This is a genomic window from Micromonospora acroterricola (assembly GCF_003172955.1).
GTDB lineage: Bacteria > Actinomycetota > Actinomycetes > Mycobacteriales > Micromonosporaceae > Micromonospora > Micromonospora acroterricola.
Map to the genome: position 1 here is coordinate 26755 of NZ_QGKR01000209.1, position 16816 is coordinate 43570.

Annotated in this window: 14 protein-coding genes; 12 read left to right on the forward strand and 2 right to left on the reverse strand. The window is 71.8% G+C overall.

The features are described 5' to 3' along the window. Positions 1-6: 6 nt before the first annotated feature. Positions 7-1026: a TAXI family TRAP transporter solute-binding subunit gene (locus tag DKT68_RS17435; RefSeq protein WP_109818478.1), complete on the reverse strand. Its 1020-nt coding sequence runs from the start codon at positions 1024-1026 to the stop codon at positions 7-9. Continuing rightward, entirely contained in the window at positions 1023-3320 is a 2298-nt protein-coding gene (locus DKT68_RS17440; protein WP_109818479.1) for a TRAP transporter permease, read from the reverse strand. The genes DKT68_RS17435 and DKT68_RS17440 overlap by 4 nt, the downstream gene beginning before the upstream one ends. 143 nt (positions 3321-3463) lie before the next feature. Between DKT68_RS17440 and DKT68_RS17445 the strand changes: the two genes are divergently transcribed. From DKT68_RS17445 to DKT68_RS17500, 12 genes are all read left to right on the forward strand, one after another. Next, complete coding sequence (locus DKT68_RS17445; protein ID WP_109818480.1) at positions 3464-4396, forward strand: ABC transporter ATP-binding protein; 933 nt, start codon at positions 3464-3466, stop codon at positions 4394-4396. Positions 4397-4496: 100 nt separating this feature from the next. Continuing rightward, complete coding sequence (locus DKT68_RS17450) at positions 4497-5036, forward strand: hypothetical protein (RefSeq protein ID WP_109818481.1); 540 nt, start codon at positions 4497-4499, stop codon at positions 5034-5036. Positions 5037-5367: 331 nt separating this feature from the next. After that, positions 5368-6168: an ABC transporter permease gene (locus DKT68_RS17455; protein WP_109818490.1), complete on the forward strand. Its 801-nt coding sequence runs from the start codon at positions 5368-5370 to the stop codon at positions 6166-6168. Between the two features lie 9 nt (positions 6169-6177). Beyond that, on the forward strand, positions 6178-6987 hold the full coding sequence (locus tag DKT68_RS17460) for an ABC transporter permease (RefSeq protein WP_109818482.1): 810 nt from the start codon (positions 6178-6180) through the stop codon (positions 6985-6987). 64 nt (positions 6988-7051) lie between these two features. Then, complete coding sequence (locus DKT68_RS17465; RefSeq protein WP_109818483.1) at positions 7052-8077, forward strand: YihY/virulence factor BrkB family protein; 1026 nt, start codon at positions 7052-7054, stop codon at positions 8075-8077. Between the two features lie 283 nt (positions 8078-8360). Next, positions 8361-9539: an ROK family transcriptional regulator gene (locus DKT68_RS17470; RefSeq protein WP_109818484.1), complete on the forward strand. Its 1179-nt coding sequence runs from the start codon at positions 8361-8363 to the stop codon at positions 9537-9539. Positions 9540-9712: 173 nt separating this feature from the next. Further along, on the forward strand, positions 9713-11224 hold the full coding sequence (locus DKT68_RS17475; RefSeq protein WP_236646942.1) for a sugar ABC transporter ATP-binding protein: 1512 nt from the start codon (positions 9713-9715) through the stop codon (positions 11222-11224). Then, complete coding sequence (locus tag DKT68_RS17480) at positions 11221-12351, forward strand: ABC transporter permease (RefSeq protein ID WP_109818485.1); 1131 nt, start codon at positions 11221-11223, stop codon at positions 12349-12351. Before DKT68_RS17475 ends, DKT68_RS17480 begins: the two co-directional genes overlap by 4 nt. 95 nt (positions 12352-12446) lie before the next feature. Further along, a complete protein-coding gene (locus tag DKT68_RS17485) occupies positions 12447-13499 on the forward strand; it encodes a substrate-binding domain-containing protein (RefSeq protein ID WP_109818486.1) in 1053 nt (350 codons plus the stop codon). Positions 13500-13552: 53 nt separating this feature from the next. After that, complete coding sequence (locus tag DKT68_RS17490; RefSeq protein WP_407940757.1) at positions 13553-14764, forward strand: Gfo/Idh/MocA family protein; 1212 nt, start codon at positions 13553-13555, stop codon at positions 14762-14764. Between the two features lie 625 nt (positions 14765-15389). After that, the gene (locus DKT68_RS17495) at positions 15390-16556 is read left to right on the forward strand and encodes an inositol-3-phosphate synthase (protein ID WP_109818488.1); all 1167 of its coding nucleotides are present in this window, start codon (positions 15390-15392) and stop codon (positions 16554-16556) included. After that, a partial coding sequence (locus DKT68_RS17500; RefSeq protein ID WP_201749079.1) for a UbiA family prenyltransferase occupies positions 16540-16816 on the forward strand: 277 nt, incomplete at its 3' end. The genes DKT68_RS17495 and DKT68_RS17500, both read left to right, overlap by 17 nt.

Consider the following 16816-nt stretch of genomic DNA (forward strand, 5'->3'; position numbering starts at 1 on the left):
GGCAGGTCACTTGGCGCCGAGATCCTCCAACGCCTTGGCGGCGCCCCGGTGCAGCGCGACCGGGTCGGTCTTGCGGGCGGTCTCCAGGGAGATGCCCCTGGCCGCCGGGTTGGCCTGGGCCAGGGCGTCCCGCTTGTCGAACACCGTCCGGGTGATCGCGCAGGCCACGTTGGCGTCCAGGTCCCTGCGGACCAGCAGCACGTTCGGCACGACGATCGTCGGGGTGTCCGCCGCCGTCCGGTACGCGTCCCGGCCGATCGTGCCGGCCTGGTAGGCGGGGCTCAACTCGTTCATCTTCGGCAGCAGGGGCGCGATGTCGATGAACTTCACCGTGTTGCCGGCGGTGGTGAACAGGTCGGTCAGGCCGCCCGTGGGCAGGCCACCGGACCAGAAGAAGCCGTCGACGCTGCCGTCCTTGACCCCCTCGACCGTCTTGGTCAGGTCGAGGCGCTGCGCCCGGATGTCCTTGGCCGGATCGAGGCCCGCGGCCTCCAGCAGCCGGTTGGCGATCACCTCGGTGCCGGACTTCGGCGAACCGGTGGAGATCCGCTTGCCCCGCATGTCGGCCACCGAACTGATCCCGGAGTCGTTGCGGACCACGACCTGGGTGTAGTTGTCGTAGATGCGCGCGAGCGCCTCGACCGGCTGCGGTGCGGTGAAGCTGCCCTTGCCCTGCACCGCGTTGACCGCCGTGTCGAAGAGGGAGAACGCCACGTCGTACTGGCCACTCACCAGCTGCTCCACGTTCTGTACCGAGGCGCCCGTCTCCGCGGCGGTGCCGGTGAGCTTGCCACCGGTCGCCCCGGACAACTGCCCGGCCAGGGCGTTGCCGACCACGTAGTAGACGCCGGTCGCGTTTCCGGTGGCGATGCCCACGCGGGTCTCCCGGCTCACCGAACAGGTGACCTCGCTGGCCGCGTCGTCCTTCGCCGCTCCGCCCTGCTGGCCTCCGCAACCCGCGGCGCCGACCGACACGAGGGCGACCACACTCAGGCCCGCCACGAGCCGTACGTCGATTCGTCTCACAGTTTCTCCTCCCGGAGGTTCGCTGGTGATCCGGCTCGCGGCCCGCCGGTCCGGCCGGCGGCTCCGCGTCGTACGAACACCCCCGCGACGGCGACGGCGGCCAGTGCGACGCCGACCGTGACCGGCACGGGTTCCAGCCAGAGCAGGGTGACCCCGGCGAACGCGCCGAGCACGCGCTCCGGGGCGCCGACAGGGCCCACGCCGGGCAGCCAACCACCGGCGGCGACGGCGAGCACCGCCACGCTGAGCGCGGTGACCACGCCGGCGAAGGCGATCCGCGGCACGCCGCCGATGCCGAGCAGACCGAGCCCGGCCGGCGTGATCACGAAGGCGATCGGAGTCAGGTACGCCGGCAGCGCGTACCGCAGGGTCTGCCACATCGTCGGCACCAGCCGGCCGCCGGTGACCGCGGCGGCCGCCACCGCGGCGAGCGCGGTCGGCGGGGACACCTCGGACAGGACCGCGAAGTAGAAGACGAACATGGCGGCGGCCGGCGCCGTCACGCCCAGGTCGAGCAGCGCCGGGCCGACGATCACCCAACCGATCACGAAGGAGGCGGTGACCGGCACGGCCAGGCCCAGCAGGGTGAGGGCGACGGCCGCCAGCAGCGCGGTGAGCACCAGCACGAGGGTCGGGTCGGAGGTGACCGCCTCGGCCCCGCCGATCAGCAGTGCCGCCGCCTGCGGCCCGAGACCGGTCTTCGTGGTGGTCGCCGTGATGATGCCGGCGGCGGCGCAGACGGCCGTCACCGCCAGCACGCCGCGTACGCCGGTGACGAGCGCGGTCACCAGCCGGGCCGGGGTGAGCCGGTGCGCCCGGTCCAGGAAGGAGAGCGCGACCGCCAGGACGGTGGCGAAGACGACCGCCCTCGTCGCGGACACGCCGGCGGCGAGAAGCACGATGATGACGACCAGCGAGGCGAAGTGGTAGCCGAACCGGGCGAGCAGGCGCCACGGTGAACCGACGTCGATCACCACGGGGCGTACGCCGGAGCGCCGGGCGTCGATCTCCACGGCGAGCAGGATGCCGAGGTAGTAGAGCACCGTCGGCACGGTGGCCCAGCCCAGCACCTGCAGGTACGACACCCCGAGGTACTCGGCGATGATGAACGCCGCCGCGCCCAGGGTGGGTGGGGACAGGATCGCGCCCACACCGGCCGCGGCCAGCATGCCGCCCGCCCGCTCCGGCGGGTAACCGGCGCGGCGCAGCAGCGGCCAGGTGACTGCCCCGATGCTCACCGTCGTCGCGGCGCCGGACCCGGAGACGGTGCCGAGCAGGAAACCGGAGGCCACCGCCGTCCGTCCGGCGGCGGTACGCGAACGACGGAACGCCGCCGCCGACAGCTCGACGAAGAACCGCCCGGCACCGGACAGCTCCAGCGCCGCGCCGTAGATGGTGAACAGCACGATGTACGAGGCCGCCACGTCCAGCGGGGTGCCGTAGAAGCCGCTGTCCGAGTTGTAGAACGCGTCGATCAGCTGGCTGAAGTCCAGCCCCGAGTGGGCGACCGGCCAGGACTGCGGCAGCAGCCCGCCGTAGTAGCCGTAGCCCAGGAACAGCAGGCAGACCGTGGGCAGGATCCACCCGGTGGTCCGCCGGCACGCCTCGAGCAGCAGGAGCAGCAGCAGGGTGCCCATCGCCAGGTCCAACGGCACGAGCAGGCCCTGCCGGTCGAGGAAGGCGTTGTAGCCGCCGCCGCCCGTGCCGATCGAGAGCGGCAGGACGGGATAGAGGCAACCGGCCACCGCCAGAGCGACCAGGACCCAGTCCATCGCCGTGGGTCGCGCCGGCGCCGGAGGTGGCAGGCCCGGCCCGACCGGCAGGTCGCCGTCGTCCGGGCGTCGCCTGGCCCGCAGCCGGGCACCCAGCCGGGCTCGCAGCCGCAGGTCGGCCGGGTAGACCAGGAAGACCAGCGGCAGTACGCCCGCCAGGAAGATGATCAAGTAGTACTTGCTGCCCTGCGCCAGCGGGCGGAACACCTGCCAGAGGGCGAGCGCGCCGACCGCCAGCGCCGCCGCGGTGAGGAGCAGGCCGGCCGGCCCGGACAACACCCGCCCCGGCTTCTCGTCCTCGAACTGGGCGGCCAGGTCCCGTGTCGCCCGACCGGCGTCGGCACGGGCGTCGTCGTCGACCCGCCCGACCGGGTCGGTGCCTCCGGGCGAACCGGGCGTGCCGACCTCGGCCGCTCTCGGTCGGGGCGGTGCGCCGCCGTCGCCCGGTGCGGGCTCGTCGGCGGGGGAGTTGGCTAGTTGTGCGGGTGGCGGCGAACCGTCGGGCGAACGGGTGGGCGACACGAGGGGACGATACACGTCGATCAAGCGACAGGTGGGGCATCGACGAGTGTGTCGCCGCTCCACGGTCGACGGTCGGCGCCGTCCCGTCGCTCCTGGTGGAATTTGCCTGGAGAGCTGTCGGACCCGGCCGCTAGGGTCGGGCGGTGACTTCGGGGCGACCACTGATTCAGGCTCGGGGGCTGGTGAAGCGGTTCGGTGACTTCACCGCCGTGGACGGCATCGACGTCGAGGTGCGCTCGGGCGAGGCGTTCGGCTTCCTCGGGCCCAACGGCGCCGGCAAGTCCTCCACCATGCGGATGGTCGGCTGCATCTCCCCGCCGAGCGGGGGCGAGCTGCGCATCCTCGACATGGACCCGGTCCGCGACGGGCCGGCGATCCGCGCCCGGCTCGGCGTCTGCCCGCAGCTGGACAATCTCGACCCCGAGCTGACAGTCCGGGAAAACCTCACCGTCTACGCCCGCTACTTCGGCATCTCCCGTCGGGCGGCCCGGGAGCGGGCTGCCGAGCTGCTCGACTTCGTCCAGCTCACCGAGCGGGCCGACAGCAAGGTCGAGCCGCTCTCCGGCGGGATGAAGCGTCGGCTGACCATCGCCCGCGCGCTGGTCAACGAACCGGAGATCGTGCTGCTCGACGAGCCGACCACGGGGCTCGACCCGCAGGCTCGGCACCTGGTCTGGGAGCGGCTGTTCCGGCTCAAGCAGCAGGGCGTGACGCTGGTGCTCACCACGCACTACATGGACGAGGCCGAGCAGCTCTGCGACCGGCTGGTGGTGATGGACGGCGGCCGCATCGTCGCCGAGGGCTCGCCCCGGGCGCTCATCGAGCAGCACTCCACCCGCGAGGTGGTCGAGCTCCGCTTCGCCGCCGAGTCGCAGGAGCCGTTCGCCGGCAAGCTCGACGGGCTGGGGGAGCGGGTCGAGGTCCTCCCCGACCGGGTCCTGCTGTATGTGCCCGACGGTGACGCGGCGGTCGCCGAGGTCTCCGCGCTCGGGCTCACCCCGGCCAACGTGCTCGTGCGGCGCAGCGGCCTGGAGGACGTCTTCCTGCACCTGACCGGCCGCACCCTGGTCGACTGACCCGCGTCGTGTGGGCGGGGGTGCCCGCCGGGGTGATCTTCCGTAGCATCGGCGGCCCGGTCGGCACGTCCGCCCGATCGGGAGCGACCACGGGGGTTTCATGTCCGACGCGCAGACCAACAGCCGGCATCAGGCCGGGCTGACCGCCCTCTACCTGGGCATCTTCGCGATGGTCTGGTTCAGCGTGCCAGCGGCGGAGCAGCCGTTGCGCGCCCTGCTGGTGGTGGGCAGCATCGCCGCACTGCTCACCGCCCTGGTGGGCGGCGTGCTGTCGGCCCGCACCCGAGACGCGGGCGGCCCTCGCGACCGGGCGACGGACCGTCGGTACCTGCTCATCGTCGTCGCCGAATTCGCCGCCGCCGGGCTGGGCGCCGCCGTGCTGGCCGCCGCCGGCTGGTCGGAGTACATCCCGGTGCTGGTCTGCGCGCTGGTCGGGCTGCACTTCTTCCCCCTCGCCCCGCTGCTGCGGGACCCCCTGCTCCGGCCGCTCGGCGTCGCGCTGTGCGTGGTGGCGGCGGCGGGGCTCGTCGTCGCGCTCGCCTCGGCGGTGTCCGCCGGTCTGGTGGTCGGCACCGGCGCCGGGCTGCTGCTGCTCGGCTACGCCGTGCAGGCGCTGGTCCGCGCCCACGGGCCCGGCTGATCCCGTCGCCGCACGCCCCGGTGACCGACGGCGCCCGGGGAACGGGACGTCCGCGGCGAGGGTGAGCCTGATACCGCTGAGTCATGAATATGTCCAGGAGGTGTCACGGCCAGCGCCGTACCGGCCTGGACCCGCATCCGCGTCCGCCCGCGCCTTGGACCGCACCTGCCCGACGAGGCGCGAAACCAGCCTGGTCAAGGGGGGCGGGGCCGACGGAAACGGGGGGACAGGCCGGCGGCTGTCGCCGTAGGGTGACCGGCGACCTGTCGTACCCCGGGGGTAGGAAGGTCGGGTTGGCGGGCGCGGTGTGGCGGGGGTGGTCGTGGTGAGCGTGGCGGGTTCGGCGCGGGAGCGGGCTCGACCGGCGTTGCCGCGGGTGCCGGCGCTCGCCGTCTTCGACTACTTCCTGGTGGGTTACCGTCGCACCTGGCGGGCCGGGGTCTTCTCCTCGTTCCTGCTGCCGGTGCTGACCGTGCTCGGCTTCGGGCTGGGCGTCGGCGCCTACATCGACCAGGGCGTCGGCGGGGTGCGCTACCTCGACTGGCTGGTCCCCGGGCTGATCGCCTCGACCGCCCTCCAGGTGACCGTCGGCGACTCGACGTGGCCGGTGTTCAGCAACTTCCAGTGGATCAAGACCTACTTCGCGCAGAGCGCGGCCCCGCTGCGGGTGGCCGACATCCTGGCCGGGCACCTGGCGTTCGTGGTGTTCCGGGTGCTCACCACGATCGCGGCGTTCCTGCTGGTCACCGGGCTGTTCGGCGCGTTGCGCTCACCGTGGGCGGTGGCCACCCTGCCGGTGGTGGCGCTGCTCGGGGTGGCCGTGGCGGCGCCGACCTTCGCGTACGCGGCGTCGGTGTCCAGCGACAGTTGGCTGGCGATGCTGTTCCGGTTCGCGGTCATCCCGATGACGCTGTTCGCCGGGGTGTTCTTCCCGGTCGAGTCGCTGCCCGAGGCGCTGCGCTGGCTGGCGTACGCGACGCCGCTGTGGCACGCCGTCGACCTCTGCCGCGCGGCCACGCTCGGCGTCGCCCCACAGTGGTCGATCGCCGGGCACCTGCTCTACCTGGTGGCCTGGTCGCTCGCCGGCTGGCTGCTGGCGCTGCGCGCGTTCCGTCGCAAGCTCGTCGTCTAGGGAGTTCTCGTGGTCACGCTGATCCTGCCTCGGCTGGTCGACGTCTCCGCCGCGTCCCGGCGGTCGGCGTCGGTGGTGGAACGCAACGTCGCGGCGCTGAAGTCCGTCTACTGGCTGCTGCTGCTCTCCGGCTTCGTGGAGCCGCTGCTCTACCTGCTCTCGATCGGGGTGGGCGTCGGCACGTTGGTCGGCGACCTGCCGCTGCCCGACGGCCGGCTGGTGTCGTACGCCGAGTTCGTGGCCCCGGCGATGCTCGCCTCCTCGGCGATGACCGGGGCGCTCGCGGAGACCACTTTCAATTTCTTCGGCAAGATGAAGTACATGAAGCTGTACGACGGGGTGATCGCCACCCCGGTACGGCCGTTCGAGATCGCCCTCGGCGAGCTGGGTTGGGCGATGCTGCGGGGCAGCGCCTACTCGGCGGCGTTCCTCGGGGTCATGGTCGCGCTGGACCTGACCACCGTCGTCCGGGCGCTGACCGCGCTTCCGGCCGCCGTGCTCGTCGGGTTCGCGTTCGGCGCGCTCGGCATGGCGCTGTCCACCTTCATGCGCAGCTGGCAGGATTTTGACCTGATGGGCTCCGCCCAGTCCACCCTCTTCCTCTTCTCCGGCACGTTCGTGCCCGCGCAGGCCTACCCGACGCTGCTGCACTGGCTGATCGAGGTCACGCCGCTCTACCGGTCGGTGCATCTGATCCGCGGTCTCGCGCTCGGCGCGGGCGACTGGTCCTGGCTGCTCGACGTGCTCTACCTGCTGGCGATGATGGCGCTGGGCCTGCTGGTCGCCGCACGTCGGATGGGCAGGTTGCTCTACCGGTAGGGGTTATGCGCCGCCCTCCTCGGGGCATGTCGGAAGCGACGAACCGCGACGATGAGGAGGGGCGATGGCCTCCGACCAGTCTTCCGCCGCCAGCCGGCGTGACCGTGACTCGGCCCGTGGGCCGGTCGGTCCCGACGAGGGGCCGGACAGCCCCACCGACCTACCCGGCAGCGGCTGGAAGGCGGCGCTGCGCCGGACGGTCACCGAGTTCCAGGACGACAGCTTGACCGACTGGGCGGCGGCGCTCACCTACTACGGGGTGCTGTCCATCTTCCCCGGGCTGCTGGTGCTGATCTCCATCCTCGGCCTGCTCGGCGAGAGCGCCACCAGGGGCGTCGAGGACACCGTCAAGCAGGCGGTGCCGGAGGGCAACATCCAGCAGATCATCACCGACGCGATCAACCAGGCGAGCGACAACGGTGGGCTGGCCAGCATCGCGGCGATCGTCGGTCTGCTGGCCGCGTTCTGGTCCGCGTCCGGGTACATTGCCGCGTTCATGCGCGCCTCGAACACCATCTACGACGTGCCGGAGGGGCGGCCGATCTGGAAGACGCTGCCGATCCGGGTCGGCGTGACCGCGGTGATCGGCGTGCTGCTGCTGGCCTGCGCGGTGATCGTGGTCTTCACCGGCCGTTTCGCCGAGTTGGTCGGAAACGCGATCGGGGTGGGTTCGACGGCGGTCACGGTGTGGAACGTCGCCAAGTGGCCGGTGTTGTTGATCCTGGTCAGCCTGATGTTCGCGATCCTCTACTGGGCCTCGCCGAACGCGCGGCACGGCGGGTTCCGCTGGGTCAGCCCGGGCGGTGTGCTGGCCGTGGTGATCTGGCTGGTGGTCTCCGGCCTGTTCGCGTTCTACGTGAGCAACTTCGGCTCGTACAACAAGACCTACGGCGCGCTGGCCGGTGTGATCATCTTCTTGGTGTGGCTCTGGCTGAGCAACATCGCGATCCTTCTGGGCGCCGAGTTCGACGCGGAGCTGGAGCGCAGCCGGGCGATCTCGGCCGGCCACTCGCCGGACGAGGAGCCGTACGTCGAGTTGCGCGACGACCGCAAGCTGAAGAAGAAGCGGAACTCCGCCGGCCGGCGCTGACCGTACGCGGCAACCGCCCGTCGTCGACCGCGCCAACCGCCCCGCCACCCGCGAAACGGGTGGTGGGGCGGTGTCGTGTCCGACGGCGGCACAACCCGCGAGGGCACCCGGGCGGACCGTGATCCTTTTCTTGATCGACTAGTAGCTTTTGTTCTTTCGGACAAAAGTTGGGATCAGAACGGCTGAAGCTCTGGACAGGCGATGCGGAACGCTCCTACTGTGTCGGACACAACACATCGACATTGCGTCGATGTGAATGAGTCCGATGAAGAGGTGAGTCCGGGTGCGGACCGTCGACCCCCTGCACGTCCGGCTGTTGCGGTTACTCCGCGACGAGGGGGCCGTGTCGCGGGCCGAGCTGGCCGACCGGCTCCAGATGCCCCGCCCGCGACTGTTGGCCGAGCTGGACCGACTGGTCGCGCTGGGCTACGTCGCCGAAGCCGGGCTCGCCGCCTCCCGGGGCGGGCGCCGCTCGACGCTGGTCGAGCTGAACCCGAAGCTGCGGTTCGCGGCCGTCGACCTGGGCGCCAGCTCGATGGACGTCGAGGTCATCAACGGCCGACTCGAACCGGTCGCCCACTACGCCGAGTCGGCGGACATCCGCAACGGACCGAAGGTGACCCTGCAACGGGTCAACGAGCTGCTGCACAAGGCCAAGGTCGACGGCGCGTACGAGCGCCTGGACGCGGTGGGCATCGGGGTGCCCGGCCCGGTCAGCTTCCGCGACGGCGTCCCGGTCTCGCCGCCCATCATGCCCGGCTGGGACCGCTTCCCGGTGCGCGAGCTGCTCAGCCGCGAGCACGGCTGCCCCGCGGTGGTCGACAACGACGTCAACATCATGGCGATCGGCGAGCGGCACGCCGGGGTCGCCCACTCGGTGGACGACTTCCTCTTCGTGAAGATCGGCACCGGAATAGGGTGCGGGATCTACCTCAGCGGTGAGGTCTACCGGGGCACCGACGGCTGTGCCGGCGACATCGGCCACATCCAGGTCGACTCGCACGGTCCGATGTGCTCCTGCGGCAACGTCGGGTGCCTGGAGGCGCTGTTCAGCGGCGCCGCGCTGGCCAAGGACGCCACCGCCGCTGCCCGCAGCGGGGTGTCGCCGGCGCTCGCCGAGCGGGTGGGCATGCGTGGTGTGGTGACCGCCCTGGACGTCGCCGAGGGCGCCGTCGAGGGGGACGTGACCTGCATCCAGCTGATCCGCGACGGTGGACGGCGGGTCGGCGGTGTGCTCGCCGGCCTGGTCAGCTTCACCAACCCGTCGATGATCGTCATCGGCGGCGGGCTGGCCCAGCTCGGGCACATCCTGCTCGCCGAGATCCGCAGCGTCGTCTACCGCCGGTCGCTCCCGCTGGCCACCGGCAACCTGCCCGTCGTGCTGTCCGAGCTCGGCGGTCGTGCCGGCGTCGCCGGCGCGGCCGTGCTCGCCAGCGACGTCGCCTTCGCGGAGGCCTCATGAGCCCGCAGTCGCGAGCCGAGGAGTCGTCGTGAGACCGCAGTCGCGAACCGGAGACCGTCGTGAGTGAGGAGGAGACCGTGACCCAGCCCGAGGAGAACGCCGCCACCGCGCCGGCGGACACCGGCGCCGACGTTCCGCTGATCGAAGCCCCCGCCGACACCGTCGCCGGTGAGGTGGTCCTGCGCCTCACCGACGTGGTCAAGACCTTCCCGGGCGTACGCGCGCTGGACGGCGTGCAGCTGGAGGTGCGGGCCGGTGAGGTGCACTGCCTGCTCGGGCAGAACGGCGCCGGCAAGTCCACCCTGATCAAGGTGCTGGCCGGTGTGCACCGTCCGGACTCCGGCGAGGTGGAGTGGCGCGGCGAGCCGGTCACCTTCGCCAACCCGCAGGCCGCCATGCGCGCCGGCATCGCCACCATCTACCAGGAACTCGACCTGGTCGAGGACCTCTCGGTGGCGGAGAACGCCTTCCTCGGCCACGAGCACCGCAGCCTCGGATTCGTCCGGCGCGGCAAGATGGCCCGGCACACCCGGCAGATCCTCGGTCGGCTCGGGCACGGCGAGATCCCGCCCGGGCGGATGGTCCGGGCGCTGCCGGCCGCCGGCAAGCAGATCGTCAGCATGGCGCGGGCGCTCTCGCACGAGGCCCGGCTGATCATCATGGACGAGCCGAGCGCGGTGCTGGCCCACGACGAGGTCGAGAACCTGTTCCGGATCATCCGTGAGCTGACCGCGCAGGGCATCGCCGTCATCTACATCTCCCACCGGCTGGAGGAGATCCGCGAGATCGGCGACCGCGTCACCGTCCTCAAGGACGGCCGGACCACGGCGGCCAACCTGCCGGCCCGCGACACCCCGACCCGCGACCTGGTCAGCCGGATGACCGGCCGCACCATCGAGTACGTCTTCCCGGACCGGCCGACGGACGACACGGTCGGCGCCGAGCTGCTCCAGGTGGAGGGTTTGACCCGCACCGGCGAGTTCGCCGACGTCTCGTTGAACGTGCGTGCCGGGGAGATCGTCGGCATCGCCGGCCTGGTCGGCTCCGGTCGTTCCGAGTTGCTGGAGACCATCTACGGCGCCCGCGCGGCGGAGGCCGGCACGGTCCGGATGGCCGGGCGGGTGCTGCGTCCGGGCAGCGTCGGCGCGGCGGTACGGGCCGGCATGGGAATGGCTCCCGAGGAACGCAAGAGCCAGGCCCTGCTGCTCGGCGAACCGATCTACCGCAACGTCACGCTCGCCACCTTCGGCCGGTACGCGCGGCTCGGCTTCACCGACGCGGGCAGGGAGCGGGCCGAGGCGGACCGGATCGCGGAGAGTCTGGAGCTGCGGCCCCGGGACGTCAGCCGTCCGGTGCGGACGCTCTCCGGCGGCAACCAGCAGAAGGTGGTGGTCGGGCGCTGGCTGCTCGGCGGCACCAAGCTGCTGCTGCTCGACGAGCCGACCCGGGGCGTGGACGTGGGTGCCCGGGCTGAGCTCTACCAGGTCATCCGGGCGTTGGCCGCCCAGGGCGTCGGTGTGCTGCTGGTCTCCAGCGAGGTGCCCGAGGTGCTCGGCCTGGCCGACCGGGTGCTGGTCATGCGGGAGGGGCGCGTCATCCGTGAGGCCCCGGCCGGCGAACTCGACGAGAACACTGTGCTCGACCTCGTCATGGCGGGGTCCCTGATGGAAGGCGCACCGGCATGAGCGACGCGACTCCCACTCCCACCGCGACACCGGAGCGCCCGCAGCTTCCGGCGCAGTCGCCGCCGGTGGATCCGGCCGAGACGGCGGTGGCCGGCGACAAGGCGGCCTCGACGGGCAACCGGCTCTCCTGGTGGCGGGGTAACGGCGGCGAGGGCGCCAAGCGCAACCTCGGTCTGATCGGGGTGCTGGCCGCGCTCATCGCGGTGGGTGCGATCACCAAGCCCGACCTCTACGGCGACCCCACCTGGGTCTGGAACAACATCCTGGCCATCCTCCAGCTCGCCTCCGTCGTCGGCGTGGTCACCGTGGGCATGACCTTCGTGATCATCGGCGGTGGGATCGACCTGTCGGTCGGAGCGATCGTCGCGCTGGCGGGGGTCTGGTGCACCACGGTGGCCACCCAGAGTTACGGCGCCGGCGGCATGATCTTCGCGGCGATCGCGGTTGGCATCTGCGTCGGCCTGGTCAACGGCGTGCTCATCTCGTACGGGCGACTGGTGCCGTTCATCGCGACGCTCGCGATGCTGGTGGCCGCCCGCGGGCTCGCGGCGTCGATCTCCAACAAGCAGACCCAGGTCTCGACCAGCACGTTCATCAACGACATCGCGGCGCGCAAGGTGCTCGGGATCCCGATCCTCGTCTACATCCTCGGCGCGGTGGTCCTGGCCGGCTGGGTCCTGCTCAACCGGACGACCTTCGGTCGGCGGACCATCGCCGTCGGCGGTAACCCGGAGGCCGCGCGGCTCGCCGGCATCAACGTCCGCCGGCACACGATGCTGCTCTACGCGCTGTCCGGCCTCTGCTGCGGCATCGCCGCGATCATGCTGACCTCCCAGGCCACCTCGGCCCAGGCGGCCATGGCCAACCTCTACGAGCTGGACGCGATCGCCGCCGCGATCATCGGCGGCACGCTGCTCAGCGGTGGCCGGGGCACGATCATCGGCTCCCTGCTCGGCGTGATCATCTTCGCCACGATCACCAACCTCTTCGCCATCAACGGCCTCTCCATCGAGGCGCAGAACATGGTCAAGGGCGGCATCATCGTCGCCGCCGTCCTGGTCCAGCAGTTCCAGTTCAAGTCCTTCACTCGGCTCCTCGCGCGGAACAGGCTCACCACCAACACCTGACGCACCGCACGTTGTTCCTGGCGACGTCGAGACATTCGACAGTGGCCGGACCTCGCACACCCTCAACAACTCCATTCCGTTCCCAGGAGGTCGTCATGACCCAGCACAGTCGCGACCTGTCGCGTCGTCGGTTGCTTTTCGGTGGGGCCGCCGTCGGCGCCGCCACCCTGCTCACCGCCTGCACCAGCAACGAGACCCCGGCGGCCAGCACCCAGACCAAGGCTGCCGGAGACGGCGCCGGCAACAACGCTCCCGGCAAGAAGGTCGTCATCGGTTTCTCCGCTCCCGCCGCGGACCACGGCTGGATGGGCGCGATCCACGCCAACGCCAAGGCGCAGGCGGCCGCCTACTCCGACGTGGAGCTGAAGGAGGTCGACGGTGGGTCGAACTCCGAGGCCCAGCGCTCGACCCTCGGCACGCTGATCGCCCAGAAGCCGGACATCATCGTCGTGCTGCCGCACGACGGCAAGGAGGTCAACGCCGTTGCCCTCCAGGCGATGCAGGCGGGCATCCCGATCGTGAACCTCGACCGGGCGTTCCCCGACGCGCTGGCCTCCCGGCTGGTCATCAAGGGTGACAACTACGGCATGGGCGTCTCGGCCGGGCACTTCATCGGCAAGCAGCTCAAGGACAAGGGTGTCGCCAACCCGGTCATCGGTGAGATCGCCGGTCTGGAGATCCCGCTGACCGTCGAGCGCAGCGCCGGCTTCGCGGCGGCTCTCGCGACCTACGGGTTCAAGGTGAGCAACCGCCGCTCGGCCGAGTTCACCTCGGACAGCGGCCAGCGCGAGGCGGCCCAGCTGCTCCAGGCGCTGCCGAAGATCGACGCTATCTGGAACCACGACGACGACCAGGGCATCGGGGTGCTCGCGGCCATCAACCAGGCTGGCCGCAAGGAGTTCTTCATGGTCGGCGGCGCGGGCGCGAAGGTCGCGATCGACGCGATCAAGGCCGACAACACGGTGCTCAAGGCGACGGTCACCTACAACCCGTCGATGGCCTCGTCGGCGATCTCGCTCGCCCGGCTCATCGCGCAGGGCCGGGGTCTGGGCGACCTCACGGAGCTGCAGGTGCCCAAGGAAGTGACCCTCGCCTCCGAGACGATCACCAAGGAGAACGCGAGCAGCTACGAGAAGCTCGGGTTCTGACACACGGGGGGAGACCCACCTTGTCCACGACAGACAAAGAACTGCGGGTCGGCATGGTCGGCTACGCGTTCATGGGCGCCGCGCACTCACAGGCGTGGCGCACCGTGAACCGCGTGTACGACCTGCCGGCACGGGCCCGGATGGCGCTGATCTGCGGCCGGGACACCGGGAAGGTGGCGGACGCCGCCGACCGGCTCGGCTGGGACGCGTACACCACGGACTGGCGTGACCTGATCAGCCGGGACGACATCGACGTGGTCGACGTCTGCACCCCGGGCGACAGCCACGCCGAGATCGCCCTCGCCGCGTTGGCCGCCGGCAAGCACGTGCTGTGCGAGAAGCCGTTGGCCAACACGGTGGCCGAGGCGCGGGCGATGACCGCCGCCGCGGCGGCCGCCCAGGCGGCCGGGGTGCGGTCGATGTGCGGGTTCAACTACCGCCGGGTCCCCGCGGTCACGATGATGCGCCAGCTGGTCGCCGACGGACGACTCGGGGTGATCCGACACGTCCGAGCGGCGTACCTGCAGGACTGGATCGTGGACCCGCAGTTCCCGCTGGTGTGGCGGTTGCAGAAGGACAGGGCGGGCTCCGGCGCGCTCGGCGACATCGGCGCGCACATCATCGATCTGACCCAGTTCGTCACCGGCCAGCGGATCACCGGCGTCAGCGCGGTCACCGAGACGTTCGTCAAGGAGCGGCCGCTGCCGGCCGGGTCGAGCGGGCTGGCGGCCACGGTCGACGGCAGCGGCTCGCTGGACGGCAGCGGCTCGCTCGACGGCAACGGTCCGGCCACCGGCCCGGTCACCGTCGACGACGCCGCGGTCTTCGTGGCCCGGCTGGACGGTGGCGCGCTGGCCACGTACGAGGCGAGCAGGTTCGCCACCGGCCGCAAGAACGCCCTGCGAGTCGAGATCAACGGTTCGCTGGGCAGCGTGGTCTTCGACCTGGAACGCCTCAACGAGCTGGAGTTCTACGACGCCACCCGGCCCAGCGCGGAACAGGGTTTCAGCCGCATCCTGGTGACCGAGGGCGAGCACCCGTACATGTCGGCGTGGTGGCCGCCCGGCCACATCATCGGCTACGAGCACTCCTTCACCCACCAGATGCGCGACTTCATCGAGGCGGTCGCCACCGGCTCCGACCCGGCTCCCTCCTTCGCCGACGCGTTGCAGGTCCAGCTCGTGCTGGACGCGGTGACCCGCTCGGCGGAGATCGGCTCCTCCTGGACCGAGGTGGAGCCGGCGCTGGCCGCGGTGGCCGTCTGACCCCTGACCATCCGCGATGGCGGTGTTCGCGCCGCCATCGCCCGACCGGCTTTCCGGAGCCGACCGGCGAGGGACCGACCGCGGTTTGCGCCCCGCGGCCGGGACGAGGTCGGCACCGGAGGGCGTGCCGCCGGGCCGTACGGCCCGGTGCGGCACGAGCAGGACGGTCGTCCGGTGCGACCGGACCGGGATTCCCCGGCCGCACCGGAGGACCGCCACCACCACCGGCGATCCGGAGGACCTGATGGCACCGCCTGCCGCTGCCCCCACCCGTACCGCTTCCACTCGCCGACGTCCGGCGGGTTGCACACCGGTCGACGATCCGGTGGGCACGGCGGCGGCCTGAGACGCCCGGTCGGGGCACGCCAACGCCCCGGCTGGCCGGATGCGGGGGAGGCAGGGTCGAGACGCCGACCGACCCTGCCTACCAGCCCCGTCTGTCCGTACCCGTACCGGAAGCCGGTCCGGCGTCGTCGCCGCCGACGCCGACGTCGGAACCCGGTGCCATCCCGGTGCGGAGCGGGCGGACGGGGCCCATCCACCTAGGCCGTATCTTTTCGAAGAATATTCTGATATTCCTATATTTGGTGGTACCGAGGGTTCCTCCTGAACGGGAAGGAGCACCATGCGAACGGGTGTCTGGTTGGTGGGAGCGCGGGGTTCCGTCGCGACCACCAGCATCGTCGGAGGGCTCGCGCTGCGGGCCGGCCTGGCCGGGCCCACCGGCTGCGTCACCGAGCTGCCGGAGCTGCGCGGTCCCGCTCTGCCGTCCTTCGCCGACCTGGTCTTCGGTGGGCACGACGTGGCCACCACCCCGCTGTGCAAGCGGGCCGAGGCGCTGGCCGACAGCGGTGTCATCCCCGGTCGGCTGGTCACCGCGCTCCCCGACGAGCTGGCCGCCGTCGAGCAGGAGCTGCGCCCCGCGCCGGTCGGGTCCACCCAGGCCGACCGGGCCGCCGCGGTGGTCCGCGACCTCACCGCCTTCCGGGATCGGCACGGGCTGGACCGGGTGGTGGTGGTCAACGTCTCCGCCACCGAACCGGCCCCCGCGCCGCACCCCGGGCACGCCGACCCGGACGCGCTGCGCGCCGCCCTCACCGGCCCGGACGAGGTGCTGCCGCCCAGCTCCCTGTACGGATACGCGGCGCTGCTGGCCGGCTGCCCGTACGTCGACTTCACCCCGTCCACCGGGCTGCGGCTGCCGGCGCTGGCCGCGCTGGCCGAGCAGCTCCGCCTGCCGTACGCCGGGCACGACGGCAAGACCGGGGAGACCCTGGTCAAGTCGGTGCTCGCGCCGATGTTCGCGATGCGGAACCTGGCCGTGCGCTCCTGGTCCGGGGTCAACCTGCTCGGCGGCGGCGACGGCGCCACTCTCGCCGACCCGGCCGCCAACGCCGCCAAGGTGCAGAGCAAGCAGCGCGTGCTCGGCGAGACGCTCGGCTACGTGCCCCAGGGCGGCACCCGCATCGAGTACGTCGAGGAGCTGGGCGACTTCAAGACCGCCTGGGATCTGATCACCTTCGCCGGCTTCCTCGGCACCGGGATGCGGATGGAGTTCACCTGGCACGGCTGCGACTCCGCGCTGGCCGCGCCGCTGGTGCTCGACCTGGCCCGGCTCACCGCCGCCGCGCACGCCGCCGGTCACGTCGGGCCGCTGGCCGAGCTGGGCTTCTTCTTCAAGGACCCGCTCGGCACGCCGACACACTCGCTGGCCGAGCAGTGGGCCCGGCTGGCCGACTTCACCCGTGGGCTGCACGAGGGCGTGGACGGTTCCGATGACAACGTTGGCTGACCTCGCTGAGCTGGTCCGGGCTCCGGCGGCGCTCTCGGTGCCCGGTGACGTGGTCGCCGGCGCCGCGGCGGCCGGCGCGCTGGGCCCGCGTACCCCCGGCCTGGCCGGCGCCTCGGTGCTGCTCTACTGGGCCGGCATGGCCGCCAACGACTGGGCCGACCGGCGGCTGGACGCCGTCGAGCGGCCCGAGCGTCCCATCCCCAGCGGCCGGGTCGCACCGGCCGCCGCGGTCGGTCTCGCGGCCAGGCCCACGCCGGCAG